The 23725-nt window shown below is 65.4% G+C and carries 24 protein-coding genes and 2 pseudogenes; 8 read left to right on the forward strand and 18 right to left on the reverse strand.

The features are described from left to right. Positions 1 to 340 precede the first annotated feature (340 nt). The 5 genes from ACZ522_RS00920 to ACZ522_RS00940 form a co-directional block, all read right to left on the reverse strand. Entirely contained in the window at positions 341 to 727 is a 387-nt protein-coding gene (locus ACZ522_RS00920; protein ID WP_464391709.1) for an SPW repeat domain-containing protein, read from the reverse strand. 2 nt (positions 728 to 729) lie between these two features. Then, entirely contained in the window at positions 730 to 1302 is a 573-nt protein-coding gene (locus tag ACZ522_RS00925; RefSeq protein WP_464391710.1) for a vitamin K epoxide reductase family protein, read from the reverse strand. A 195-nt stretch (positions 1303 to 1497) separates the two neighbouring features. Then, on the reverse strand, positions 1498 to 1647 hold the full coding sequence (locus tag ACZ522_RS00930; protein WP_464391711.1) for a hypothetical protein: 150 nt from the start codon (positions 1645 to 1647) through the stop codon (positions 1498 to 1500). A 233-nt stretch (positions 1648 to 1880) separates the two neighbouring features. Beyond that, entirely contained in the window at positions 1881 to 2438 is a 558-nt protein-coding gene (locus ACZ522_RS00935) for a YciE/YciF ferroxidase family protein (protein ID WP_464391712.1), read from the reverse strand. 66 nt (positions 2439 to 2504) lie between these two features. Continuing rightward, positions 2505 to 2837 carry a DUF5789 family protein gene (locus ACZ522_RS00940; RefSeq protein ID WP_464391713.1) on the reverse strand — a complete coding sequence of 111 codons (333 nt, stop codon included), beginning with the start codon at positions 2835 to 2837 and terminating at the stop codon, positions 2505 to 2507. 166 nt (positions 2838 to 3003) lie between these two features. Here ACZ522_RS00940 and ACZ522_RS00945 point away from each other — a divergent pair, with 166 nt between their 5' ends. Further along, the gene (locus tag ACZ522_RS00945) at positions 3004 to 3717 is read left to right on the forward strand and encodes an NADH-quinone oxidoreductase subunit B (protein ID WP_464391714.1); all 714 of its coding nucleotides are present in this window, start codon (positions 3004 to 3006) and stop codon (positions 3715 to 3717) included. 163 nt (positions 3718 to 3880) lie between these two features. Here ACZ522_RS00945 and ACZ522_RS00950 read toward each other — a convergent pair whose 3' ends face one another. The 6 genes and pseudogenes from ACZ522_RS00950 to ACZ522_RS00975 all read right to left on the reverse strand — a co-directional run bounded on the left by ACZ522_RS00950 (position 3881) and on the right by ACZ522_RS00975 (position 6717). Next, positions 3881 to 4273 (reverse strand): hypothetical protein, encoded by a 393-nt coding sequence (locus tag ACZ522_RS00950; protein ID WP_464391715.1) that lies wholly within the window; start codon positions 4271 to 4273, stop codon positions 3881 to 3883. Then, positions 4273 to 4997, reverse strand: a pseudogene (locus ACZ522_RS00955) (DUF2391 family protein). The gene ACZ522_RS00950 and the pseudogene ACZ522_RS00955 overlap by 1 nt, the downstream one beginning before the upstream one ends. Next, positions 4997 to 5095, reverse strand: a pseudogene (locus ACZ522_RS00960) (hypothetical protein); the annotation flags it as partial. The pseudogenes ACZ522_RS00960 and ACZ522_RS00955, both read right to left, overlap by 1 nt. Before the next feature lie 91 nt (positions 5096 to 5186). After that, positions 5187 to 5342: a hypothetical protein gene (locus ACZ522_RS00965; RefSeq protein ID WP_464391716.1), complete on the reverse strand. Its 156-nt coding sequence runs from the start codon at positions 5340 to 5342 to the stop codon at positions 5187 to 5189. 207 nt (positions 5343 to 5549) lie between these two features. Further along, positions 5550 to 6182: a DUF2238 domain-containing protein gene (locus ACZ522_RS00970; RefSeq protein ID WP_464391717.1), complete on the reverse strand. Its 633-nt coding sequence runs from the start codon at positions 6180 to 6182 to the stop codon at positions 5550 to 5552. 106 nt (positions 6183 to 6288) lie between these two features. After that, the gene (locus ACZ522_RS00975; RefSeq protein ID WP_464391718.1) at positions 6289 to 6717 is read right to left on the reverse strand and encodes a CBS domain-containing protein; all 429 of its coding nucleotides are present in this window, start codon (positions 6715 to 6717) and stop codon (positions 6289 to 6291) included. A 212-nt stretch (positions 6718 to 6929) separates the two neighbouring features. Between ACZ522_RS00975 and ACZ522_RS00980 the strand changes: the two genes are divergently transcribed. The 3 genes from ACZ522_RS00980 (at position 6930) to ACZ522_RS00990 (ending at position 9160) form a co-directional block, all read left to right on the forward strand. Beyond that, positions 6930 to 7289 (forward strand): hypothetical protein, encoded by a 360-nt coding sequence (locus ACZ522_RS00980; RefSeq protein ID WP_464391719.1) that lies wholly within the window; start codon positions 6930 to 6932, stop codon positions 7287 to 7289. After that, positions 7282 to 8304: a DUF7972 family membrane protein gene (locus tag ACZ522_RS00985; RefSeq protein WP_464391720.1), complete on the forward strand. Its 1023-nt coding sequence runs from the start codon at positions 7282 to 7284 to the stop codon at positions 8302 to 8304. The genes ACZ522_RS00980 and ACZ522_RS00985 overlap by 8 nt, the downstream gene beginning before the upstream one ends. A gap of 115 nt (positions 8305 to 8419) precedes the next feature. Then, positions 8420 to 9160: a mechanosensitive ion channel family protein gene (locus ACZ522_RS00990; RefSeq protein WP_464391721.1), complete on the forward strand. Its 741-nt coding sequence runs from the start codon at positions 8420 to 8422 to the stop codon at positions 9158 to 9160. Positions 9161 to 9310: 150 nt separating this feature from the next. Here the strand turns inward: ACZ522_RS00990 and ACZ522_RS00995 are convergent, their stop codons facing one another. Both ACZ522_RS00995 and ACZ522_RS01000 read right to left on the reverse strand, forming a co-directional pair. Further along, positions 9311 to 9616, reverse strand: coding sequence for a hypothetical protein (locus tag ACZ522_RS00995; protein ID WP_464391722.1), 306 nt, complete (start codon positions 9614 to 9616; stop codon positions 9311 to 9313). A gap of 117 nt (positions 9617 to 9733) precedes the next feature. Then, positions 9734 to 11194 carry a hypothetical protein gene (locus tag ACZ522_RS01000; RefSeq protein WP_464391723.1) on the reverse strand — a complete coding sequence of 487 codons (1461 nt, stop codon included), beginning with the start codon at positions 11192 to 11194 and terminating at the stop codon, positions 9734 to 9736. 263 nt (positions 11195 to 11457) lie between these two features. On the opposite strand from ACZ522_RS01000, the gene ACZ522_RS01005 reads away from it, so the two are divergent. Further along, a complete protein-coding gene (locus ACZ522_RS01005) occupies positions 11458 to 12063 on the forward strand; it encodes a DUF7553 family protein (RefSeq protein ID WP_464391724.1) in 606 nt (201 codons plus the stop codon). Positions 12064 to 12094: 31 nt separating this feature from the next. Here ACZ522_RS01005 and rdfA read toward each other — a convergent pair whose 3' ends face one another. Further along, entirely contained in the window at positions 12095 to 12748 is a 654-nt protein-coding gene (gene rdfA, locus ACZ522_RS01010; protein ID WP_464391725.1) for a rod-determining factor RdfA, read from the reverse strand. A 200-nt stretch (positions 12749 to 12948) separates the two neighbouring features. Between rdfA and ACZ522_RS01015 the strand changes: the two genes are divergently transcribed. Then, positions 12949 to 13917, forward strand: coding sequence for a TIGR03557 family F420-dependent LLM class oxidoreductase (locus tag ACZ522_RS01015; protein ID WP_464391726.1), 969 nt, complete (start codon positions 12949 to 12951; stop codon positions 13915 to 13917). 9 nt (positions 13918 to 13926) lie between these two features. Here the strand turns inward: ACZ522_RS01015 and ACZ522_RS01020 are convergent, their stop codons facing one another. The 4 genes from ACZ522_RS01020 to ACZ522_RS01035 all read right to left on the reverse strand — a co-directional run bounded on the left by ACZ522_RS01020 (position 13927) and on the right by ACZ522_RS01035 (position 20946). Next, positions 13927 to 14433, reverse strand: a complete 507-nt coding sequence (locus ACZ522_RS01020) for a universal stress protein (RefSeq protein ID WP_464391727.1) — start codon at positions 14431 to 14433, stop codon at positions 13927 to 13929. Positions 14434 to 14844: 411 nt separating this feature from the next. After that, positions 14845 to 18063, reverse strand: coding sequence for an Eco57I restriction-modification methylase domain-containing protein (locus ACZ522_RS01025; RefSeq protein ID WP_464391728.1), 3219 nt, complete (start codon positions 18061 to 18063; stop codon positions 14845 to 14847). Between the two features lie 86 nt (positions 18064 to 18149). Next, complete coding sequence (locus ACZ522_RS01030; RefSeq protein ID WP_464391729.1) at positions 18150 to 19481, reverse strand: polysaccharide deacetylase family protein; 1332 nt, start codon at positions 19479 to 19481, stop codon at positions 18150 to 18152. Between the two features lie 136 nt (positions 19482 to 19617). Next, a complete protein-coding gene (locus ACZ522_RS01035) occupies positions 19618 to 20946 on the reverse strand; it encodes a polysaccharide deacetylase family protein (protein ID WP_464391730.1) in 1329 nt (442 codons plus the stop codon). Positions 20947 to 21331: 385 nt separating this feature from the next. Between ACZ522_RS01035 and ACZ522_RS01040 the strand changes: the two genes are divergently transcribed. Continuing rightward, positions 21332 to 22699, forward strand: coding sequence for an antibiotic ABC transporter permease (locus ACZ522_RS01040; protein ID WP_464391731.1), 1368 nt, complete (start codon positions 21332 to 21334; stop codon positions 22697 to 22699). Then, positions 22700 to 23674, forward strand: coding sequence for a hypothetical protein (locus ACZ522_RS01045; protein ID WP_464391732.1), 975 nt, complete (start codon positions 22700 to 22702; stop codon positions 23672 to 23674). Positions 23675 to 23725 lie beyond the last annotated feature (51 nt).

Below are 23725 nucleotides of genomic sequence, written 5' to 3' on the forward strand. Positions count from 1 at the left end.
GAGGGGGTTCGGAGGCGACTGCGGGGGGTACTCCGACCGGAGCGTCCCGTCGTCCGGTCCGAGGGGAACCGTCGCTCACCGGGGGAGGAGAGCGAACGGAGGCGGACTGACGGACGCTCGGGTCGGAGTCGGTACGGTGGGGGACACATCGTTGTGGTACTCCAAATGGAGGGGCCTCGGTGATACACCCTATGCCTGTATGTGTAGGGTGAGCGCGTCCGTCGAACGCGCGTACTTCCGAAGATACCGCCTTTCAGGCCGCAATACGCCGTATTCGGTAGTGTAAATCTGTTGGACGTTGCTTGCGAACAATAAACACACTCGCCGCGACGTGTCTCAGTCACTCGTCTCTCGACCGGTCGCCGACGTCGCCCGTCCACAGCGAGGACCACCCCCCGCCGAAGGACTGGGAGGTGCGTCCTCGGACGAACGCCAGGCAGACGAGCAACGAGCCGGAGAGGAGTGCGTTGGCCGTCGCGGCGGGAGGATGGGGAACGAGAAATGGTGCGGAGACCAACGGAATCGTGAGGAGCGCGTTCACTAACCTGAGCGGTCGCACGTGCTCCCAGAGGGCGACGAAGGAGACGCTCGCCGCGAGGACGCCGACGACGTGGTGGATGTCAGCCGCAAAGCCGTCGTACCCGACGAGACTCGGCGCGGCGACCAACCACGCGCCGACGAGGACGCTCAGCGATTGGCCCCACGCGTCCTGAACCTTCGGACCCACGACTACCCCTCGGACTCGTTCACCCGCGAGCGTACGTGCGACCCCTTCCAGAACGCGCGCCAGAGCGACCCTCGGTAGTTGTACACCTGTCGAAGGTACTGGAGGGAGGCTAGCGTCTCGTCTGTGGCCGTTCCAACGAGGGCGAGCGACGCCGCCGCCGCGAAGAGACACGGTGCCGACCATGCGCCGACGAGGACGGACTGCGCGACGAGTAGCGCGACGCTCGCGGCCCCGACGGTCAGAACGACGGCCCCGAAGAGGATGGCCACGCACGGTTGCGTCCGCCAGCGTTCCGGCCCTTCGAGCGTCGCCGTCGCGGCGACGGCGGCGAACCCGAGCGACCCCAACACCGAAACGGGTATCGAGAACACGTACGAGACGGGCGACGTCAGAACCGTCCGACTCGCGGTTCCGAATACGGGGTCCCAGACGGACGAGACGACGCCGAGTTGGAACGACGCGAGGTAGACCGTCGTCACCAGACCGAGCACTGAAAGCGCGACGCTCCGCCGCCGCTTTGAGGGGTTCGACGGGTTCGTTCGCCACCCGTGCGGAACTCGTTCCTCCCGCGTCATCGTTTGGGTCGGATCGTCGAGGAACCGAACTGACCGCTCTCTCCGACCGATGCGTCCGAAACCGGGGTTCGGTAATTGGTGTGTATTGTCATGGGTGCCTCGGACTCCTGCCGTCTGACGGTTCCTACCGTTACCACCGACAAAATCGTGATGGCTCTCCGCCACCCGGTCAGCGGTGGGACGCGCGTGACGCCTTCAGTATGAGACCGGAATCTCGGACGGCGGTGGGACGAGGCCCAGGAACACGGCGACGAGGTACACCGCGAGGACGATGGTGAACGCGAGCATCGCCGCCATGTAGTAGGTGAAGACACCTGACGCCGAGGTTATGCTAGGAAACCCCATACCATACTATTTCGTCTATCAGTGGTTAAACGATACGGCAGACTCGTTCGAGACGTTCACGAGTCCGAGAGAGAGACGCGTTCGTCCGCCTCTGCGGGCTCGTACACCGCCTCGATGCTGTGCACGTCGGTAACGCCGTGACGCCCCCTCGAACCGTACGATGTGGCCCGCCGGACGGCCGAACCGGCGGGTCGATCGCTCTCGCCCGTTCGGGGCCGAGGCGCGCCGTCACCTCACACGACCGTCGTCTCATCGGCGAGGTAGCCGAGAACCTCCTCGGCCCCGTCGCCCTCCGCGAGTTCCGTCACGCGTCGGCGCATCTCGTCGTCCTCTTCGCGGTTCGCCTCCAGGTTCTCTACGACGTCGTCGTCGAGGTCCAACGCCTCGGCGAGCTGAAGCAGCGAGTCGTAACACTGCACTTCGAGTTGTTCGACTTTCGCGCCGACGTCGAGGTAGTAAAGCGGCCGCGCCGCGTCGTTGAGTACGACGTTGTTGAACTGCTCTTTCTCCGCGAAGAACTCGTCGATGGCCCGAATCTCGTGCGTCTCGGGCTGACGATCGAGGGCGTCGAACACCGCCTCTAACCGTCCGACGTGCGTCTCCGTCTGGTCGCGGTGCGTCTGGAACGCCTCGTGGATGTCCTCGCGGAACGACCCGTCGGCCTGTTCGTCCAACGTCTCGATGTTCGCTTGGTCGGCCAACTCCGCCAGTTCCTCGCCGAGAGTCGTCTCGATATAGTACGCCCCCTTGAGTTCGTAGAAGAACAGGTCTCCGGCGTCTTCGATGTTCATGTACGGTACGGACTCGGTCGGAATTCGGTTAACTATTGCGGGAAAAATTCGACGAATCGGGAACGTTCAGAACGACTGTTGGAAGTCCTGCTCGTCGCCGACGGTTGGCGGGTCCCGGTCGCTGTACCGCGGTCGCCCCACCGCGTTCCGACTGACGCCGTTGAGGACGGCGTGTTGGAGCTCCTTGGAGGTGTTGTACGTCTCGCGTCCGGACGTTTCGAGGATGGGTCTGAGCATCTCGGAGTCGCCGCCGGGGTAGTCGACGACCACGTCGTCGAACTCCTCGAGGAGCTCCTCGGTCGTCACCGGGAACTCCTGTTCGCTGAACATCTCCTGAATTCGGTTCATCTCCAGCGAACGAAGCTCGTCGGTCGTCTCGAGGTCGTCGTCGTCGTTCATCACCCACTCTGTTCTCGGCAAAGCCACAAAAGTCTGCGGCCCGCACCGTCACCGCACCATCTTAGACCGTAGGCCTATGTACGAGGAGGCCGCTACCCCTAGTGAGACCGCTTCGGGAACCGCACCGTCACCGGCGGGGCGTTCCTTCCACCAACCAAACCCAATCATGAGCGAAAAACAAGAGAAGCCGTTCGTTACGCCGGACAAAGACGAGGTAATGACCGGAACGCAGGACGCCCGGAAGGGGAACACGGGCGTGGACACCCGCTTCAACTCGAAACTCCGACAGGCGTTCGGTTCGACGCCGTTCATCCTCACGAAGTTCGACAAGTTCATGGAGTGGGTCCGCGGGTCCTCGATGTTCATGCTGCAGTTCGGTATCGCCTGCTGTAGCATCGAGATGATGCACACGTACGCGATAAAGCACGACCTGGACCGCTTCGGGTCGGGCGTTCCGCGCGCGTCGCCGCGACAGGCGGACGTCATCATCATCCCGGGCACTATCGTCTCGAAGTTCACGCCTCGGATGAAGCGCGTGTACGACCAGATGCCCGAACCGAAGTTCGTCGTCGGCATGGGGTCGTGCACCATCTCGGGCGGCCCGTTCCAAGAGGGCTACAACGTCATCAAAGGCGCGGAGGAGGCCATCCCGGTGGACATCCACGTTCCCGGATGCCCGCCGCGCCCCGAGGCACTCGTCTACGGCGTCGCCAAACTGCAGGAGCGAATCGCCAACGGCGAATCGTCGCCGGTCGTCGTCAAACCGTACGAACTCGAACAGTTCGGCGACCTCTCGCGCGACGAGGTCGTCCAGGGTCTGGCCGAGGAAATAGACGAGGACGACTTGGTGATGCGGTACAACTGGGCCGATTCGCCGTAACGACCGCCGCAGAGACGCCTCGATCGGGGAGCGTCGAAGATTCTTCGCTCTGTCCCCGCCTCGTACCGACCGACCCGCGAGGAATTCCATTACACCGATATATCTGTAACGGGAACGGGTAACCGGAGGCGTCACTCAGGTATCGACGAACGAGTGCGCTCCGTCACTCCTTCCACGCGGCGACGGACACCCCCGGGTCCTCCGTCCCCGGCGGACAGACGATCCGACCGTACCGCGTCCCGTCGGAGGGGACGTTCGTGAACTCCAGCGTGGTCGACGGCGACGTGCAGTTCGCCTCGACGGTGGCCGACTCGATGCCGGCGTCCTGGTCGTTGGTGAACTTGACCACGAAGACGACGTCGCCGTTCTCCATCGTCTGTCGGTTCACGACGTCCACCGTGGGCGCGGTAGCCGAGTGCGTGGTGACCATCTGGAAGGCCGCGAAGGCGAACAACGACAGGGTGAACGCGACGCTGACGGCGATGATCACCTTCTCGGCGGTGGACGGCTCGTCGCGCAGTCCGCCGCCGTCCGCGCCGTCGCTCGACTCGCCCATCAGATGACCACCTCCCCGGCGCTGGCTCCGACAGAGGCGAGGAACGAGAGGACGACGACCTGCTGGACCGCCTCGGAGAGCGTCGTGTCGATGAAGTGCCCGAAGGCGGCGAGGAGGGCGACGGAGACGGTCGCCGCGACGGCGTAGGCGACGAACGTTATCCCCCACTGGTGGCCGCGCGAACGGGTCGAGACGCGCCCCTCCTGGTCTCGGAAACCGAGTTCGTGAAGGATGAGTTGCGAGACGACGAGGCTGACGGCGATGAGAAGCAACGCGTGGGCCCACTCATGTGGCTCGCTGTCTTCTCCATCTCCTCCGTCGGCGCGGCGGGGAACGCCACGAAGAGAGCACCGAGTGTGAAGACGGCGACGTTCTTCGGGAAGTCCGCCTCGCCGCTGGACGCCTCCCCCTCCTGGACGAGGAGGTTGGAGACGGAGGCTCCGAACCCCAGCGGAACGACCTGGATCAGACCGTGCCTGACGACGACCGGAAGCCGGTCGTTGAGCGTGAGGATGCCGAACAGGAGCAAAACGAGGTACGCGGTGACGAAGCCCTGAAGCAGGAGTTCGGAGAAGTCGGCGACGACGCGCCACCGACTCTGCTCGGAGGGGTCGCGGCCCTGAACGCGGAAGTTGACGTGTCTGGTGGTGACCGTGACCACCGCGAGGCCACGAGCGCGTAGACGAGAAGGTAACTCATCGGAAGCGTGGCGGTGAGCCACCACGTCTCCATCGTGTACAGGAGCGAGAGGCCGACGACCAGAAGTGCTCCCGCGACGCCCCGTCCTTGGTCCCGAAGTATCGATGCGTGCGCCTCTCTCATCGAGAGACTGTTCCGAAGCGGCTCCTAAATACGTGTCCGCCGCGCACCCCCGACGACAACCGAGGGCCGCGCCCCTACCGCGCGAAGGGCGTTACTCCGGAATCGGCTCTTCGCACTGCTCGCGGGCGCGGTCGGCGTACGCTCGTAAGGCGACGAGGAACTCCTTCGGCGTTATTCCCCGGTCGCTCGCCCGTTCCGCGGTTATGTTGAACTCCTGAATCAGCCACGTGAGGTCGTTTTCGTCCATGGTATCTCTTGGCGTGAGATACTACTCTCCATATATACTCTTGTTGGTTTTAGTATCATAATTTGGATTACACGATTGGTCGTTATACCGCCACATTTCCGATTCCGAAGGGCCGACGCGCGGAAACCGGAACGATAACGCGAGAGAGTGGTACCGAGCGGTCCGGTATCAGAACGGAACCGACGTGCCCAGAGCGTCCGGAAGACGCTACGAGAGGGGGCGGCGAGCGGCGAGTTTGCGCGCGAGCGTTCGGAAGTACGTCGTCCCGCCGAGTGCGACGGCGACGCCCCCCAGCGCGGTGAACACGATGTCGGTGACGATGTCCGAGACGCCGAAGACGATGAGAACCGACTGCGTGCCGAAGGCGTGCCCGAGTTTCGTCGCCGCGAACTCGACGACTTCCCACAGAACCGCCGCCGCCAGGGAGAATAGGACGAGGACGAGGGAGAGGTACGGTTCCGGGAGGGAGACGTCGTCGGAGTGGCGATTCGCCGTGACCACGACGGCGTAGGCGATGCCGGTGACCGTGAACGACGAGAACGCGTGGGTCAGGTAGTCCCACCACCAGACGTTCCGGTACGGGCCGAGCGTACCGATCGCGTGCAGGGTGGCGGCGGCGGTTATCAACAGGACGATGTGCAGGTCCATCCGGAGACCGACTTCGCGGCGGACGAGTGCGGGAAGCCAACTGACGGCGAAGGCGACGCCCGCGTTGAACGCGACGCCGAGGTTACCGCGGACGACGCCGAAAACCGCCAACCCGGCGAGGAGGAGTTGGAGAAAGCGCGTCAGGAGATACTCGTGACGGTCGGAGACGATCTGTCCCGAACGCTGCGCCATACCCGACCTACCGCCGGGAGGGAGGAGTATCTTCGGGCGGACGGGACGGAGACGCCGAGGACGCGCCTCCGCCGAGGCGCAGAGCGATCATCTGCGGCCGTTCGCCTTACGCCGGCGAGTACTCGGGCGACTGCTTCTCGATGATGTCGGCAATCTGTTCGAGTTCGCGGCCGACCGTCGCGACGACGTCGTCGAGAGTCACGATGCCGACGAGTTCGTCGTTCTCGTCGACGACGGGGAACCGACGGACGCTCGTGTCGCCCATCTGCTCTATCGCCTCGTAGCCTTCGATGTCGGAGTCGATGGTCTGTACGTCCTCGGTCATTATCTCCTCGGCGGAGGTGGACGAGACGTCCTTGCCGTCGGCGGCGGCGAAGGCGATGTCGCGGTCGGTCACGATGCCGACCGGTTTGTTGTCCTCTGCGATAATGACCGACCCGACCATCTCGGACTCCATCTGATCGGCGATGTCTTTGAGGTTCGTGTCTCTACTCGCTGTGACTGCGTCTTGGGTTGCGAGTTTACCGATAGGCATTGCAGTTGTCACTTCCGCCCGAGGGGTTACCAAGATAGTGCCTGCATTTAACCGAGAGCGGTTTCGTCGGGCGCGGACAGGGACGGGGTTTCGAGGGCGAACGCGCCGGTTCGGGTGGAATGGAGTCGGGCGAATCGGCCCGATAAGGGTTGGGAGGAACACCTGAATAGGAAGGCACAGCGCATAGTTGACACTAGTCTAACAGTTACGGCATGGCGCTCATCGACACGGCTATCGTTTTCGTCGTCAGTCTGCTCATCGGCGCGGCCGCGATTTACGTCGGCGCGCGCGTCATCGTCGGCGAAAGCGACTTCACGTACGCTCTCGTCTCGGCGCTGATCGCGTCGATAGTGTGGAGCGTCGTCGCCTTCTTCGTGGGGTGGGTGCCGTTCCTCGGGCCGCTACTGGCGCTCTTGGCGTACATCGGCGTCATCAACTGGCGCTACCCCGGAGGCTGGCTGCAGGCCGGCGGAATCGCGCTCGTCGCGTGGCTGATTTCGGTCGTCATCCTGTACATCCTCGTCACTGTCGGGTTCGTCGCGCCGGGTGCGACCGGTGTCGTCGGTGCGTGACGAGAGCCGGCGCGCCGGAGAGCCGTCCTCCCCGACGAACGAGGAGTCGTCGGTCAAGCGGTGGTTCCTGCTCGACGGGAATCGGTACGTCCTCGTCGCCCTCCTCGCTGCCGTCGAACTCGCGATACTGCTGGCTCTCGGGTGGACGGGCCTCGTTCCGATGACGTCCGAGAGCGCGAACAACAGCCTGTTCGCCACCGCGAACACGGGGCTGTTCACGCTCGTCACCATCACCATCTCTATCAACCAACTCATCCTCTCGCGGATACTCGGCACGCCGGAGCAGATTCGGACCCGGATGAACAGCGTCGAGTCGTTTCGCGACCGCCTCGACAAGATGGACCCGTCCCGGGAGATACCCCCCATCGAACCGCCGAAGTTCCTCCGCTTCGTCACGACGGTGCTCCGGGACCGAACGCGCGCGCTCGACGCCGCGTTCGAGGCGGAGAACCACGACGCGCGCGCGGAGAAACGGGTCCGCGAACTCGTCGATTCGCTCACCCTGCTGAGCGAACGCGTCGTCGGAAAAATCGAGCGCGAGGTCGAGAAGAGCCGGGCGAAGGACATGTACGTCTCCCTCGCGCCGGTTCTGAACAACAACTACTCCCAGCACATCCACTCGGCGCGGTTCCTCCGGACGACCCTCGACGGCGAACTGTCCGAGAGCGAGGATCGAGCGCTGGCCGAACTCGTCCACGTCCTCGAACAGGTGAACCTCACCCGCCACTACTTCAAGACGCTGTACACCCACGAGGAGTTGGCGACGCTGACGCAGGCGATGCTCCTGACGGGCGTTCCGGCGCTGTTCGTCACGTCGCTCGGCGTCCTCGCGTTCGGAGAGGGGGTGTCGCTCGCCCCGGCGGCGAACGTGTTCCTCGTGAGCGTCACGTTCACCGTCTCGACGATTCCGCTGTTGATCCTGTTCTCGTTCGTCCTCCGACTGACGACGGTGGCGATGCGGACGACGACGTACGGGACGTTCCTCCCCGCCGAAGAACTCCCCGGCGGCGAGTAAACAGTCCTTGTTACGGAGGTATCTCTGTAACACGCGCCGCGCCCGAATGTGACGAACCCGCACACACAGGCAGCGCGTTGATTGACAAATAACGAGTACCACTACTGGGTGCGATATGATTCCGACAGTACTACAGTTAGAAGCGGTGCCGGAGTTTCTCCAACAGACGATATCGCAGATAGTCGCGTTCTTACCGCGACTCGTCAGCGCGTTGGTCATCCTCATCATCGGATGGCTCATCGGCATCGTAGTGGGCAAAGTCGTACAGAAACTCGCCGACGGGGCCGACCTCGACAGACGCGTGCAGGGGACGCCTCTCGGCAATATGTTCAGCAGCGACAGCAGAGATAGCAGCGGGAGCGGAATATCCGGAGCGTTAGGCTCGTTAACCAAGTGGTTCATCATCGCACTCGCAGTGCTGGCGATGTCCAACGTGCTTGCGATTCCGCTGCTCTCGCGGTGGATCGCGCGGGCGGTGTCGTTCCTGCCCGCCTTCGTCGCAGGCGTGCTCATCATCCTGTTCGGGTTTATCTTCGCCGATTTCGTCGGCGACATGATAATGCGAACGCAGGCGGCGACGGAGACGGCCTACACCTCGTGGTTCGCCCTCGGGACGAGGATGTTCCTCTACTTCACCGTCGTCGTCATCGGCCTGGACACGATGGGCGTTGACGTGCAGATACTGTACCTGTTCGCACGCGCACTGGCGTGGGGACTCGCCGCAGCCATCGCCCTCGGCGTTGGTATCTCCGTCGGGGTGGGCGGTCACGAGTACGTCTCGAACAACATCGACCAGTGGATGAGTCGAGCGTCCAGTTCGACTCCCTCGCCGCAGTCTCAGCCCTCGGACGACTGACGTGGCGAGCGTCGAAGCGGCGAAGAAACCGGACCTCCTTTTTTCGACGGTCGCGGAGAACCAGACGGCCGCGAGGATTACCTACGGAAACGGCGCATCACATCGCGTCCGTCGCCCGATACCGCGCTGAGACGCACAGCGACCGGTCGCTCACTCCTCGTCGCTCCCGCGTTCCACGAGGCGGATGGGTTTGTCGCCGCCGACGTCCGTGTCCCCGTCTTCGGCGTACACCAATGCGAGGTCCTTCTCCTCGAACTCTTCTTCGAACTCCTCCCAACTGATCTCCTTGAGGTCCTCGTCGTCGCCGCGCATGCCGACTCGGAGGAGTCCGCTGTCGCCTTGGCCCTCGCTCTGCGGTTCGTGCGCCGGGTACCCGCCGTGGTTCTCGATGACCGTCCGCGCCAGCGTCGGTTCGGTCGCGCGTCTCACGTCGCCGTCGTCGGGGTCGTTCGACATGGTGTGCGGTGGATGGGTCGGAACGCACTTGGGTACTCCGGCTACGTCGGCTGCGACGGCGCACCGCGGACTGGCGGGGCGGACTGCGAAAAAAGCGGGATACTCCGACGGGAGGTCTTACGTCGCGGTGGAGGACGACGAGGACGTCGAGACGTAGACGTGGTCGTCGGTGATGCTCGTCACGCTCTCGGCTTCGACGGGATAGATGTCCTCGTCGTTGTCGTCGCTCCATCCGAGGGACTCCGCGATCTTCTCGGTGAGCGAGTGGTCGGGTTCGACGTAGAGGGTGTCACCCCGAACGTCCTTGACGTGCCCGACGTTCTCGCCGTCCTGATTGACGACCTGCTTGCCCTCGTCCTCCGAGGAGGGGCGGCGTTCGGGCGTCCCGGCGACGGCGTCGTCGGGACGCTGGTCGGAAGTCGAACTGTCGTCGGTGGAGCCGACCATGCCCTCGACGGAGCCTTCGGACTCGGTCATCCCCGCGTCGGACTCGTCGGTGATCCCCTCGCGGGAGCCTTCCGACCCGGTGATACCTTCGCCCGCGCGGTCAGACCCGGTGATTCCCTCGCTGGAACCCTCGGTGGTACCTTCGACATCGGTCCCCTCACGGGACTCTTGGGCGGCGAGGAGGTCAGACTCGAACTCGTAGTCGGAGACGACCTCGCTGGAGAGTTCCGTCTCCCGGATGGTCGTCGATTCGAGGGTCTCGCCTTCGGTGAACGTCCCGGTGAGGAGTTTCTGGACGGTGATGTCCTCCTCGACCATCGTCCTGACCGGCAGTTGGGTCCGGACGACCGCGCCTTCGTGGTACTCGCTGCGGATGTCGCCGCGTTCGATTATCTCGTTGGCTCCCACCTCGTCGCCGAACATACCGCTCTGCAGCACCGACCGCTGGACGTGTTCGGTATCGACGGTGGCCTCGATATCGTCGGACACGGTCGCGTCCGTCTCGGCGGCTTCGGTGTCGACGACTCGGCTCTCGACGACCAGTTCCTCCGTTCGCTCCTTGGTGAGTCGCCACTCCTCGTCGAGGGTGGCTTCGACGCCGACGTCCTCGTTCGGCGGGAAACTCGCGTCGTACCGACTGATGTCGTCCACCTCTATCGTCTCGGGGTCGTCGACGAGGAGTCCGAACTCCACGAGTTCGCGGTCGACGAGTTCCGCCTCGACGATTCGCTCGTCGGTGATTCGCCTGTCGACGACTTCGTTCTCGATCGTCGCCTCCTCGACGATGGTTCGCTCGACGACCTTCGTCTCGGTGACTTCGCTCGTCACCGTCTCGCCTTCGAGGAGGGCCTCCTCGAAGCCCTCGCTATCGACCGTGGCGCGCGTCTCCGCCTCGTCGCGGTCGACGACCTCGAAGTCGCCCTCGCCGTGGTACACGACGACGCGTTCGGACTGCTCCAGTTCTCGCCCGAAGTCGTCCCACGTCATCTCCTCGTGCGTGTCCGTCACCTCGGACTCCGGGACGATCTGAAGCTCGTTCGACTGCCCTTCGACGCCGGAGTAGCGGACCGGGATGGCGTCGTGGTCCTCCTCCTCTATCCATCCTCGTACCGTGTCGTGGTCTCTTGTCATTCGACTCTCGCGACCGGTATCATTTTCTCTAGACATAAGACGTTCACTCACATCTTCGGCGCGAACTGCCTTATGCGCGGGGGCCAATTCGAACCGTTTTCGGACGTTTCAAAGCCGCTACCGGTAAAGTTCCACTACAGTCGCCGTCGAGCTGAAGAGTCGAACGGCGGGGGCGACGGGGGTGTCCGGGGCTGGAACGCGACCGAAATCGACCGCGAGGGCCACAACAACTACCTACATTACCGACCCAACGCGGAACAGCGATGGCAACCGTACCGCGGATTATCGACATCAGGGACAACCTCGAACGCGCCCGCGAGGAGAGCGACGGGGATATCGACGACGAACTCGACGCCGTCGAAGAACAGATAGCGGAGTACACGGAGCGAACGGAGACGGAGGGAACGGACGAGGAGGGCGTCCTCGACACCGTGGACAACCGCCTACTCAAGTTGGAGACGCGCGCCGACGGCGCCGTCGAAGAGCAGTTACACGCCGCGCGCAACCGGATTCACCTCTTCCGGAACGCGCGGTCCGGGGCGGTGGACGGCGTCTCCGTCATCGACGTGGAGACGAGGGTCGCCGACGCCGGGACGGACAGAATCGAGGACGACGCGGCGGGCGAGGAAGTCGAGTTCTGGGTCGTCCTCGCGAACGACGGCGAGGAACGGTCGGTGACGGTCGAGATACCGTTCTACCGCGACGACGAGGAGATAACGCGGGTGAGAGGCGAGTCGATACGCCTCGGCGCGAACGAACAGGAGACGGTCACGCTCATCACAGAGGTGCCGCAGGAAGCGGAGTACTACACGGTCGATATCGCCACCTCCGGATCGGCCGACGCCTCGTCGTCCGTCACCGAGCGGTGACTGCGTCGGCGTTTCGCCGTCCCTCTCCCCCTCACCGGTCGAGTTCGACCGGGCAGTCGCAGCGGTCGCGTTCGAGGAGTTCCCGGGGAGTGTAGCGCGCGCCGCACTCCTCGCAGAGAATCCGGATTTCGACGTACGCGCTCGGACTCGCTATTGAGAAGAGGCCGGCGTCGCGGAGCCTCCGGACCGTCTCGTCCACGACGACCCTGATTCGGTTCCGGAACGCTTCGATCCTGTCCACGTCGCGTTCGACTCTCGACGACGGGCCGGTCTCCCGTTCGTACTCCTCCTCTAAACAGTTCTTCAGGTGTCGGTACACCGTCTGGTGGGTGACGAAGTCGTCCCGTACCTCCGCGACGGAGACGCCCTCGAACTCCAGTCGGTTCTCGGCCTGCACCCGGTGGCCGGCGCTCGACTCCTCGTCGGTCAGGAGGCGGTAGACGTTCTCTACCTCGCCTTCAAGGGGGTTCATGCCGGCGTCGAACATGGCGGACTCCACCACTCGCTGGTTGAAGTGGTCGGCCAACTCGCGCAGACTGTAGCGGTCCTCCCCCTCGGTCGTCCAGAGAACGCCCAGTTCCCGCGAGATGTCCCCGAGGCCGTACCGGTCGGCGACGCTGCCGACCTTACAACCGCAGTGTACCCTCGGGGGCGGGCCGCGCAGGGATGCCGCTTCGTCGGTCATTCCGTTATCGGTGCTTGGTGACTGAGCCCATTAAGCGCACGGGTGACGCCGCCGCCGTCGGCTAAACTGCAGGCAGTAGCCTCTTACTCCGCTGGTTTGGGCTTCCTATGAGAAACCATGTCGAACCACGAGGACGCGATTCGCGGGGGGCGAAGCGACGGCGCGGCGACGGACGTACGACGCCGAGGGGGTGCGGGCCGGTGACCGACCCCGAGTTGGGCGTCTCCCTCAGCGGCGAGGAACACGACCCGAACACGCTGGTCGATACGGCCGTCGCGGCGGAGGAGGCCGGATTCTCCTTCGCACTCGCCTCCGACCACTACCACCCGTGGATAGACTTCCAAGGGAACAACTCCTTCGTGTGGACGACGCTCGGCGGCATCGCCCGGGAGACGTCGTCGCTCCGAGTGGGGACGGGCGTGACGTGCCCCACCTTCCGCGTCCACCCGGCCATCGTCGCGCAGGCGACGGCGACGGTGGCGGAGATGATGGACGGCCGATTCTTCTTCGGCGTCGGCACCGGCGAGAACCTGAACGAACACGTCCTCGGCGACCGGTGGCCGCCGCACGACGTCCGCCTCGAGCGGTTGGAGGAGGCGATAGACGTCATCCGTAGCCTCTGGACCGGCGAGATGTGCAACCACCACGGGAAGTACTACACCGTCGAGGACGCGAAACTGTACACGCTCCCGGACGATCCGACTCCGATACACGTCGCGGCGGGTGGCCCCCAGTCCGCCGAATCTGCCGGACGCATCGGCGACGGACTCGTCTCCACGTCGCCGGACGAGACCGTCGTCGAACGGTTCGAGGAGGCGGGCGACGGCGACGGCGACCGGCCGAAGTACGGGCAGATAACCGCCTGCTGGGCGGAAACGGAGGACGAGGGTCTGCAGACGGCGTACAAGCACTGGCCGAACGTCGCTATCGGCGGCGAACTCGGGCAGATTCTCCCGACGCCCGCGCACTTCGAACAGGCCGCGGAGATGGTGACCGAAGACGACGTGGCGGAGGCCGTCGCCTGCGGCCCCGACGCCGACCAGCACATCGAGAAGATACAGAAGTTCGCGGACGCGGGGTTCGACCGCGTGTCGGTCCACCAGGTCGGTCCCGACCAACGAGACGCCATCGATTTCTACGAGGAGGAGGTGCTTCCGTCGTTCTCGTGAGGGAGGACGCTACAGTTGGACGGGGTTACTGACGGTGAGAACCGGGATGTCCGTCCACTGGAGGACGTGGAGGAGGCTGCCGCCGATCTTCGAGGGGCCGTCTCTCTTCCGCCGACCCTTCCCCATCACGATCATGTCGATGTCGTTCTCCTCCGCGTAGTCGAGAATCGCCTGCGCGGTGGACGCCGTCCGTATCTCGCGGACGAACGAAACCCCGCGGGACTCCGCGCGGTCCGCCATCTGCGTGAGGGCGGCGTCCCCCTGTCGTTCGAGTTCCTGCCGGACGATGGAGTCTATCTCCTCGTGGGAGTGCTCGGCGTCGTCGGACGCGGGGCCGTCGAGAACGCTCGACGATTCGACGGCGTACAGTCCGTGAACCGTCGAGTCGAACATCTGCGCGATTCGGAAGGCGTGTCCTGCGGCGGCGACCGACTCCTTTCTCGTGTCGTGAGGGACGAGGATATCGTCGAGGGACGTGGGACGGACGGGCGAATCGTCCGCGTCGCTTGTGGGCATTGACTCGGGCTAGTCCGCTCTCGTTCATAAACTGCGGGGCCGTCTATAGCGTGCGCAGACAGTTCGGTCCGACAACGAGATCCATCTGGAGGTTCGCCGAGACCCTACTCGGACATAATAGATTGTAGTCCGACCATCTCTGCTCGATAGACGAAAATTAGTTAAATATTCCGTACTGGTCCCTCTACCCACAGAGATACGGTCTTTCCGCGAGTATCGCACCGAAAGTTGGGAATTTTTAGAAATTGTAGAAATTTTACGAATTCTTAGTATATGGGGCATTATTCGGGTACCTGTAGCCTCGGCGGAAGAGTGAACGGATTTCTCGGACGGGCCGTCAGTACGAATATATCTGTTCGAGTGAGAGGTGAAACAGCCGGTTGCGAGAGGCGGAGGCGGACCGTCCAGAGGTTACGGGCGGAGCGACGACCACCCGTCCGCGTCGGCCATCGTCGCCCTGACCGCGGCGAGTTGTTCGTCGGTCAGACCGACGAGTTCCGCGACTCGACGGTCGATTCGGGCGTCGAGTCGGCGGGCGCGGTCGGTCAAAGACGAGTGTCGGTCGCGGGCGGCGAGATAGCGGGCCATCGTCTCGGCGTACTCCGAGGGGTTCGGAACGCGGAGGGCGCGGAGGCGCGCGGCGGGCGTCGTCCGACTGCTCCGACCGACGCGGCGCAGTCCGACCGCCCGCCGGTCGGCCAACGACGCGTCGGAGACGGCGGGTATCCACGCGTCGAGGACGGTCCGAACGTCGGCGGCGGCGTCCTCGAACCGGAGTGCTTCGCGCGGGGGCGTCGCCTCGCCGCCGTCCCGGTCGTACGAGACGGAGAGGACCGCGTCGGAACCGTCGGCGCGGACGCGCAGGGCGTCGATTCGGAGTCCGGGCGTCGTCCCGCGGTGGGTGAACAGGAGGGGGTCGTCCACCGGCGTCGGGTCGAACGCGGCGAGTGGAACGTCCGCCGCCTCGAACGCGACGTGCGAACGGACGTCCGCGTCGAGTGCGAGTCGCGTCCGCGCGAGTTCGACGCGGGACTCGACCAACGCCACGAGTTCCGGGTCCGCCTCGCCGGACCACACCGGGAGCGTCTCGTAGTTCCGTTGGTTCTGCTGGGGGAACTGCGCCGGGTAGGCGTTCCGCCGGACGTAGTGGTAGTAGTTGCACACCGTCGAGTTGACTACTCCGAGGAGGTGGTGCAACGCCGCCTTGGGGTCGTCGTGGTCCACGTGCAGGTCGTACACCGACTTGAGGTTCGTCTTCCCCGCCTCGTCCGCGGCGGCGACGAGGAAACTCCCCGTCTGCCGCGCGACCAGTTTCGGCGGGTCGTACACGTCCTTCGCCACCGCGTCCGCCTCGACGTACCGGACGGCGTCGGGCCGGATTCCGTACGGTCTGACCGCCGCCCCCGAAACGATGGGGACGCGGCCCTCGCCCGGTTCGTCGGCGATTCGGTCGTCGCGCTTGCCGAACTCCTCGCCGCGCCCCACCGACGCGCGCGCGGAGACCCCGTCGAGTCGTTCGAGTTTGCGGAGTATCTCGTCGGACGCGTCGTCGCGGAGGAGTTGGAACCGAGCGTAGCGTTCGTCCTCGACCACCGACCGCCGCAGGCGACCGTACTCGAACGAGTCGGACTCCGCCGCCGCCGCGAACTCCTCGGCGTCGCCGTGCCACGTCAGAACGGGGTCCCGCCCCTCGTCCGCGCCGAGGACGATGGCGGCACCCTCGTTGGCGTCCGGGAACACCGCCCCGACGCGGAGGAGGTGGGTGAGTCCGCCGTCGCGGAGGATGTACCGCCGGAGGGGTTCCGCGCCGAGGCGGACGAGGACGGCGTCGGGGACGACGAACCCCAGACGACCCCTCGGCGCGAGTCGCCGTCCGCGTTCGAGAAACGCCGCGGCGAGATTCGGTTGGGACCCGTCCGCGGACCGAAACTCCTCGCGGATGGACGACCGAACGTCCTCGGAGAGGCGAGCGCTGATGTCCGAGCGACCGGCGGTGCCCTTCCACGGCGGGTTCCCGACGACGGCGTCGAACTCCGCTCCGTCACCGGCGTCCGCGACGGCGTCCGGGAACAGTTCCGACGCCGACCCGAGGAGGGAGTCGCCGGTCACCAGTCGGTCCGAGAGGGAGAGGCGGGCCGACCGGTCGAGTCCCTCGCCGAGCGTCTCCGCTCGGAGCGTCAGCTTCGCTACGTCGGCCGCCCGGGGGTCCCGATCCGCGCCGTAGACGCAGTCCGAGGCGATTCGGGCGCGACGCGTCGCGCGCGGGACGACCGGCTTGTCGCCGTCTCTCGCCGCCTCGCGCGCGGCGTCCGTCAGGCATCCCACCGCGGCGACGAGGAAGTTCCCGGTCCCCATCGCCGGGTCGAGAATCCGCCTCTCGCGGACGCGTTCCTCGAACGTCCGGCCCGAATCCGAGTCGCTCTCGGACCGCGTATCGGCGGCTTGTTCGGCGTCGCGGTGCGCCTCCGCCGCGAGGGGGCGAATCGTCCGCTCGACGACGTACGAGACGACCGAATCCGGCGTGTAGAACGACCCGTCGTCCTTCCGCCGACCCGCGACCGACGAGTCGGAGTCGGCGGCGAACGCGCCGCGCGCGACGAGTTGTTCGTAGACGGCTCCGAGGAGGCGCGAATCGACCGTCCGGTAGTCGGCTCCGACGACCGACCCCTCGACCGGAACCGCCGCGAGGAGTTCGGCGAGTCGAACGGCGTCGGCGGCGTCCGCGGTTCGGACGAGGCCGTCGCCGCCAGCGAGTATCCGCAGGGGTTCCGAGAGGCCGAACGCGTCCGTCGGGTCCGCCCTCGCGGCGGCCCTCGTCCACCGGCGAAACGTCTCGACGTGCGAAGGGGCGAGTGCGTCCTCCGCCTCTCCCCCCGCGGCCGCGGCGTCCCGAAGCGCACGCCGGGCGGCGGCGAGTTCGTCCGCCCCGACGAGGGCGGACCGTCCGGTTCGGTCGGCGACGAACAGGTCGAACGAGAGGCGCGCGACGAGTGCCGCCGCGGGCGCGAGGCGGTCCGATTCGGACGCTTCCTCCACGGCGGTCACGGTTCGCTTGCGAAGTCGTTCGCGAACCGCGCGCCGTCGGTCGGCGTCGGCGGCGAGGAGGGCGTCCGCCGTCCCCGGATCGGCACCTCCGCCCGGTCCGTTGTCCGCCCCGGCGAACGCCGCGGGGGAGAAGAGCGCCACGAACGCTTCGAGCGCTTCCGGACCCGCGGCCGCCCGGGCGGTGACGTCCGCCTCGTGGTACCGTTCCTCGTCCGGCCTCCCGCCGCGGAGTCGCCAGTACCGACCGTCGGTCGAGACGCCCCACTCGGGGCCGCCGTCGGACGCGAGGCGGGAGACGAGGCGTCGCGCCGTCGGGCCGCGCCCGTGGGGTTCGAGTTCGCCGGGGGCGACGCTCTCGAACGCGACGGGTGCGGTTGCGCAGTCCGCGAGTTCGTCGTACCCGAGCGCGTCCCGAATCGCTTCGGCCGCCTCCGCCCGACTGGCGCGTTCGACGGCGTTCGTCACTCGTTCGGTGGCCGCCCGAACCACGCCGCGTCGAGATTCGACCGCCGCCGGAAGGTCGAGCCTGAGCGTGGCCGGCGAAAAGAGGGGTTCGGGGGCGGTCGAACGGCGGTAGCGAGCCATCGGGATAGGGACAATCGCCTCGGCATCGCACAAAAAGCTAGGCGTAGGTTCGTCGGGCGCGGACGCCCTCGCCGACCGGTTCGAGGTCACATGCCCGTCGATTGCATCTCCCAAAGGTCGGAGGCGGTTACGACGCGGAGTCCCAGCTCTTTGATTCGCCGCATCGTCTTCTCGAACTCGCCGGTCGTGATTCGGCTCCCGTCCCCGCCGATAGTGTGGTACATGATGACGACGACCTGCCGGCTTCGCTTCGCCATTTCCAGCATCCGAAGCGTCGTCTTCACGTCGTCGCCGTTGACGCGGCCGATGGTCATAGGGCCGGTGATGCGTCCGCTCGGACTCCGTCCGCCGAGAAAGCCCATGTAGTGGTACTTCGCGCCCAAATCAAGCGTCTTCTTGCCGGTCCGGCCGAGAGGCCAGAGGACGAACCGCGCGCCGTCCTTGAACCCCTTATCGACGAGCCACTGCTTGGACGTTCGAATCAACTCCTCCTGCTTCTTCGGGGAGTACGCGGGCAGCGGTTTTTCGCCCTGCGGGTGGCTCACGATGTCCCATCCTGCGTCTCGCATCTGCCTGAGTCGACCCGCGCCGATTCGGTTCGGCGACTTGGAGAGCCACGGAATCGCCCCGGCGACGCCGGGGAACCCGTACTTCTGCATGATGGGGAAGGCGTTCCGGTACTGCGTCGTGTGGATGTCGTCGAAGGTGAGGACGACGGCCGGTTTGGGTAACTTCGGCGTCGTCCGCAGTCCGTCGACGTTGCAGGAGGCGGCCTGCTTCGCGCCGACCCACGTCTGGATTCGAATCTCCCGAACGTCACTCAGGTCCGGGCCGCCCACGAACTCCGTGGGGCCGAAGTCGAGGCGTACCCACCCGCGGACGCCGCCGACGGGGTGCCACATCTCGACGCGGTTCTTCCGGTCCGGCGCGAGCAACTGGAGGCGGAACTGCGTGACGCGGGTATCGCCTTTGCCGGGGTGAACCGCGAGCGAGAGGTCGCGGTCGCTCAGGTCGAGTCCGTCCTCGAACCGGCGGTATATCCACGCGCGGGACTGGTCTGGCTTGGCGGTGAGGCGCGCGGACTGTACCCCCTGACTCACCGTCGAGAGGTCGCCGCCGACGGACCCCTCGTACGTGTTCCACCGCGAGAGGTCCTCGAATCCGTCGAAGAGTTGCCCCTGACAGCGGAGGGCCTCCCGACTATCGAACTTGACGACGAGAGGGTCCTCGGAGTTTCTCTTCTCGGGTCTCTCGCACGTCTCGTCGGTCGTTGTGCTCCTCTTTTGCCCCGCGGGGTTGTCGACTACGGGTTCCGGAGTCGTTTCACCCGCCCCATCGAGACATCCCCCGAGGCCGCCGACGACGAGCGCTCCCGCTCGGAGGGCCGACCGCCGTGACAAGGACGTGTTCTCGTCCATCGATGGTATATAGCACGTCTTGACTGTTGTTATATACGTGTTAAGTGAGAACTCTTACCATTCTCCCGAGCGCGGACGGATACCGCAGATCACCGAGGAGAGAGCCGAGGGCAGGCGTTATCGTGTTAATCAGGTGTCACGTCCCTGTCGATTGCATCTCCCAGAGGTCCGACGGCGTCAGGACGCGGAGTTCCAGTTCTTTGATTCGCCGCATCGTCCGGACGAACTCGTCGACGGAGACCCTGTTGTCGTTCGGTGCGCCGACGGTGTGATACTCGACGACGGCGATCTGACCGCTTCGCTCGGCGCGTTCGAGCGTTTCGAGCGTTCGCTCCGCGTCGTCGCCGTTGACGCGGCCGACGGTCATGGGGCCGGTGATGCGCCCGGTCAGCGACTGGCCGTCGAGAAAGCCCATGTAGTGGTACTTCGCGCCCAAATCGAGCGTCGTCGCGTCGGCCCGGCCCTGCGGCCAGTGGATGAACCGCGCGCCGTCCTCGAACCCATTATCGACGAGCCACTGCTTGGACGTTCGAATCAACTCCTCCCGCTTCTTCGGGGGGTACTCCGGAAGCGGTTTCTCGCGCCGGGGGTTGCTCACGACGTCCCACCCCGCCTTCCGCATCTCGGCGAGTCGGGACGCGTCGAGGTGTTTGAACGTCCCGAGGAGTCGCGGCGTCACTCCCACCGCGCCCGGGAACCCGTACTTCTGCATGATGGGGAAGGCGTGCTGGTACTGCGTGGCGTGAGCGCCGTCGAAGGTGAGGACGACGGCCGGTTCGGATACCTTCGGCGTCGTCCGCAGTCCGTCGACGTTGCACGACACCGCGTTCGCACCCTCAGCGAGCGACTGAATCCGCACCTCGCGAACGTCGCTCAGGTCCGGGTCGCCCACGAACTTCGTGGGGCCGGAGTCGAGGCGCATCCACCCGCCGACGCCGTCCACGCCGTGCCACATCTCGACGCGGTTCTCCCGGTCCGGCGCGAGCAACTGGAGGCGGAACTGCGTGACGCGGGTGTCGTCCTCGCCGGGGTGGACCGCCACCGACACGTCGCGGTCGCTCAGGTCGAGTCCGTCCTCGAACCGGCGGTACATCCACGCGCGGGACCCCTTCGCGGTGAGGCGCGCGGACTGCGTCCCTCCGGCGACCGTCGAGAGGTCGCCCCCGACGGACCCCTCGTACGTCTTCCACCGCGAAAGGTCCTCGAACCCGTCGAGGAGTCGCCCCTGACAGCGGAGTGCCTCCCGACTGTCGAACTCGACGACGAGGGGATCCTTGGAGTTCCTCTTTTCGGGTTTCTCGCACGTCTCGTCGGTCGTCGCGCTTATCTCCTGCCCCGCGGGGCGTTCGACGATAGGCGTCGGCGTCAGGTCGTCGGGACCCCCCAGACAACCGGAGAAGGCAGCCAGCGCTAACGCGCCGGCCCCCAGCATCGATCGCCGCGAGAGAGACGTGTCCTCGTCCATTATCTTCGCCGACGCTACTCTCAAAGTTTGTTATGTATCTGTTAAGACGAAATGTCGCCGGAAATCACCGCCTCGCGCCGAGCGCTGAAGGCGGGCGCGCGCCTGGGCAGGTGGCGAGACCCGCGACGCGGAAAATCCGATTACAGCCGCCCTAACCGACCGAAACCTCGGAATCGGGCGACTGGGCGGAACGCGAGGGAGGACGGATGGAAGGCGGAGTGGAACGGACGGCCGCGGACGGGGGGTGGGGCGGCGGGTGTCGGCGGAGAGTCGGCGGAACGACACGATGGCGGCGGTCATACGCCGTATAACAAAGCCCCGAGAACCTGTCTCTCCTCGTGAACGCAAACGGCCGAGCGAGTCGCTCGGCGAGGATTTCCAACCAATGATTCCCTCACCAGATATCGTCACATCGGCTCTCGAACCGCTCCGCGAACGCCGGCGGCGTCGGCGCAAGCGGGGGCACCGCCTCTCTCTGGACTCGCGGCGCGGCGCCGACGACCGGGAGTTCGTCGTCGGCCTATTGGAGGACACGCTCGCGTACGCGAGAGACCGCGACTACACCGGGTACGACTACTTCGACGGGATGAGCAGCAAACTCCTGAGAGCGCTCCCCGTCGAGAACCAGTGGGTCAACATCGCCGTCCAAGAGAGCATCAAGCGCGCGCCCGTCAACGTCCGACCCTTCTTCCTCGTAGAGCAGCGTCAGAACTTCAAAGGGAGCGCGCTGTTCGCGATGGCGAACCAGACCGCCCACCGGTTCACGGGCGACGAACTGTACGCCAACGAGGCCGACTACCTCGCAAGCTGGCTGCTGGAGAACCAAAGCGAAGGGTACAGCGGGTTCTGCGGCGGCCACCGCCACGCGATGCAGCAGATCGGCGAGTTCCGCGAGGCGGAGACGCCGAACGTCATTCCCACCTCCTTCGCGGTGAAAGCGCTCTGCCGACTCGCCGACAGGGACGAACGGTACGCCGAGGCCGCGAAGTCCGCCGCCGACTTCCTGATAGACGACCTGCGGTTCCACGAGGTGGACGGCGGCGCGCGCATCGTCTACCAACCGGAGTACGACGGGGAATTCTACACGCTCAACGGCGGCGCGATAGGTGCGCGCCTCCTCGTGGACCTCTACGACCACTTCGGCGACGAGGAGTACCGCGAACGCGCCGCCGCCCTCCTCGACTACATCGCCGAGAAACAGGAGGACCTCGGCGGGTGGATGTACCGCGACCCGCCGTCGGCGTCTCACCTCTCGATGGACAACCACCACAACGGCTTCATCATCGAGTCGTACCAGCACTACCACGAGGTCACCGGTGAGAAGCGCTACGAGGAGACGTTAGAGAAGGCGCTGGAGTTCTACCGCACGGTGCTCTTCGACCCTGACGGCGGCCCGAACTGGGACGAGAACTCCTCGTACCCGAAGGACATCCACCACGCGACGCAGGGCATCATCGTCTTCTCGAAGTCGGGCGACACCGCGTTCGCGCGGCGCATCATCGACTGGACCCTCGCGAACCTTTACGGCGGTCAGGGACAGTTCTACTACCAGAAGCGCCGACTCTACACCAAGAACTTCACGCTGATGCGGTGGTGTCAGGCGTGGATGGCCTACGCCCTCGCGGAGTACCTCTCCGCGACGGCCGACGAGGGGCCGGGCGCGAACGGAACCATCGCCGCCGGAGCCCGAACCGAGGAGAGCGACGAGATGGGAGCGAACAGCGCCGAGACGCCCGCAACGGAGGGAATCTGAATGGACACTTCGATACTACTCAACAACCTCAGGCAGTACTGGAACGACCCCGGATGGTGGCGCGACATCGCCCTCCCGTTCGGGGTTCGAGCCGGCGTCGTCCAACCGTACTTCGAGTACGTGGAACCGCGGGACGAGGGCGTCGAGTACCTCGACGAGGACTGGGACAACCTCGTCATCCTCGACGCCTGCCGCTACGACATGTTCGCGGAGAACAACACCATCGAGGGCGAGTTGGACCACCGCATCTCGAAGGGGTCGAACACCGAGGAGTTCCTCAAGCGGAACTTCCGCGGCGGGCAGTTCGACGACGTGGTGTACGTGACGGCCAACCCGCAGGTGGACGTCCGACTCGACTCGCCGTTTCACGACACCATCTCGGTGTGGCGCGACGCGTGGGACGACGATTTCAACACGGTGACGCCGGAGGCGATGGTGGAAGCGACCCTCCGCGCGCAGGAGAAGTACCCGAAAAAGCGCATCATCAGCCACTTCGTCCAACCACACTACCCGTTCATCGGTCCGCGCGGACAGGAACTGTTCGGCGAACAGGCCGGACTCGAACTCTCCCGTCGGATGGCCGACGGCCGGGAGGCCAAGAGCGACCACCTGAACGTGTGGGACATGCTCCAACGCGGCGAGATAGACAAGTCCACCCTCTGGGAGGCGTACGTGGAGAACCTCCGAATCACCCTCCCGCACGTCGAACGACTCGTGGACGAACTCGGCGGCAGGAGCGTCATCACCTCCGACCACGGGAACCTCGTTGGCGAACGTCCCTCGCCGTGTCCGGTGCCGATGAAGATGTACGGTCACCCGCCGGGCGTGTACGCCGACGAACTCGTGAAGGTGCCGTGGTTGGTCGTCGAAGGCGACAAACGCCGGACCGTCGTCGCCGAAGAGAACGAATCGAAGGCCGAAGAATCCACGGACGAGGCGACCGAACGACTCCGCGACTTGGGGTATCTCGAGTGAGATGGCGTCCCCTCTCCGCGCGCCGCGGACGGTCCCCGTTGGTATCGATAT

This window comes from Halopelagius fulvigenes, from assembly GCF_055398025.1.

Excerpts from the sequence above, each read along its gene's own strand:
- ACZ522_RS01020 (WP_464391727.1), bottom strand. The coding sequence starts at position 14,433 with ATGCCCACAAGCGACGCGGACGATTCGCCCGTCCGTCCCACGTCCCTC.
- ACZ522_RS01035 (WP_464391730.1), bottom strand. The coding sequence starts at position 20,946 with ATGGACGAGGACACGTCTCTCTCGCGGCGATCGATGCTGGGGGCCGGC.
- ACZ522_RS00980 (WP_464391719.1), top strand. The coding sequence starts at position 6,930 with ATGGCGCTCATCGACACGGCTATCGTTTTCGTCGTCAGTCTGCTCATC.
- ACZ522_RS00990 (WP_464391721.1), top strand. The coding sequence starts at position 8,420 with ATGATTCCGACAGTACTACAGTTAGAAGCGGTGCCGGAGTTTCTCCAA.
- ACZ522_RS00940 (WP_464391713.1), bottom strand. The coding sequence starts at position 2,837 with ATGAACGACGACGACGACCTCGAGACGACCGACGAGCTTCGTTCGCTG.
- ACZ522_RS00965 (WP_464391716.1), bottom strand. The coding sequence starts at position 5,342 with ATGGACGAAAACGACCTCACGTGGCTGATTCAGGAGTTCAACATAACC.
- ACZ522_RS01000 (WP_464391723.1), bottom strand. The coding sequence starts at position 11,194 with ATGACAAGAGACCACGACACGGTACGAGGATGGATAGAGGAGGAGGAC.
- ACZ522_RS00930 (WP_464391711.1), bottom strand. The coding sequence starts at position 1,647 with ATGGGGTTTCCTAGCATAACCTCGGCGTCAGGTGTCTTCACCTACTAC.
- ACZ522_RS00945 (WP_464391714.1), top strand. The coding sequence starts at position 3,004 with ATGAGCGAAAAACAAGAGAAGCCGTTCGTTACGCCGGACAAAGACGAG.
- ACZ522_RS01030 (WP_464391729.1), bottom strand. The coding sequence starts at position 19,481 with ATGGACGAGAACACGTCCTTGTCACGGCGGTCGGCCCTCCGAGCGGGA.
- ACZ522_RS01005 (WP_464391724.1), top strand. The coding sequence starts at position 11,458 with ATGGCAACCGTACCGCGGATTATCGACATCAGGGACAACCTCGAACGC.
- ACZ522_RS01040 (WP_464391731.1), top strand. The coding sequence starts at position 21,332 with ATGATTCCCTCACCAGATATCGTCACATCGGCTCTCGAACCGCTCCGC.
- ACZ522_RS00950 (WP_464391715.1), bottom strand. The coding sequence starts at position 4,273 with ATGGGCGAGTCGAGCGACGGCGCGGACGGCGGCGGACTGCGCGACGAG.
- ACZ522_RS00935 (WP_464391712.1), bottom strand. The coding sequence starts at position 2,438 with ATGAACATCGAAGACGCCGGAGACCTGTTCTTCTACGAACTCAAGGGG.
- ACZ522_RS01045 (WP_464391732.1), top strand. The coding sequence starts at position 22,700 with ATGGACACTTCGATACTACTCAACAACCTCAGGCAGTACTGGAACGAC.
- ACZ522_RS00975 (WP_464391718.1), bottom strand. The coding sequence starts at position 6,717 with ATGCCTATCGGTAAACTCGCAACCCAAGACGCAGTCACAGCGAGTAGA.
- ACZ522_RS00970 (WP_464391717.1), bottom strand. The coding sequence starts at position 6,182 with ATGGCGCAGCGTTCGGGACAGATCGTCTCCGACCGTCACGAGTATCTC.
- ACZ522_RS00995 (WP_464391722.1), bottom strand. The coding sequence starts at position 9,616 with ATGTCGAACGACCCCGACGACGGCGACGTGAGACGCGCGACCGAACCG.
- ACZ522_RS00925 (WP_464391710.1), bottom strand. The coding sequence starts at position 1,302 with ATGACGCGGGAGGAACGAGTTCCGCACGGGTGGCGAACGAACCCGTCG.
- rdfA (WP_464391725.1), bottom strand. The coding sequence starts at position 12,748 with ATGACCGACGAAGCGGCATCCCTGCGCGGCCCGCCCCCGAGGGTACAC.
- ACZ522_RS01025 (WP_464391728.1), bottom strand. The coding sequence starts at position 18,063 with ATGGCTCGCTACCGCCGTTCGACCGCCCCCGAACCCCTCTTTTCGCCG.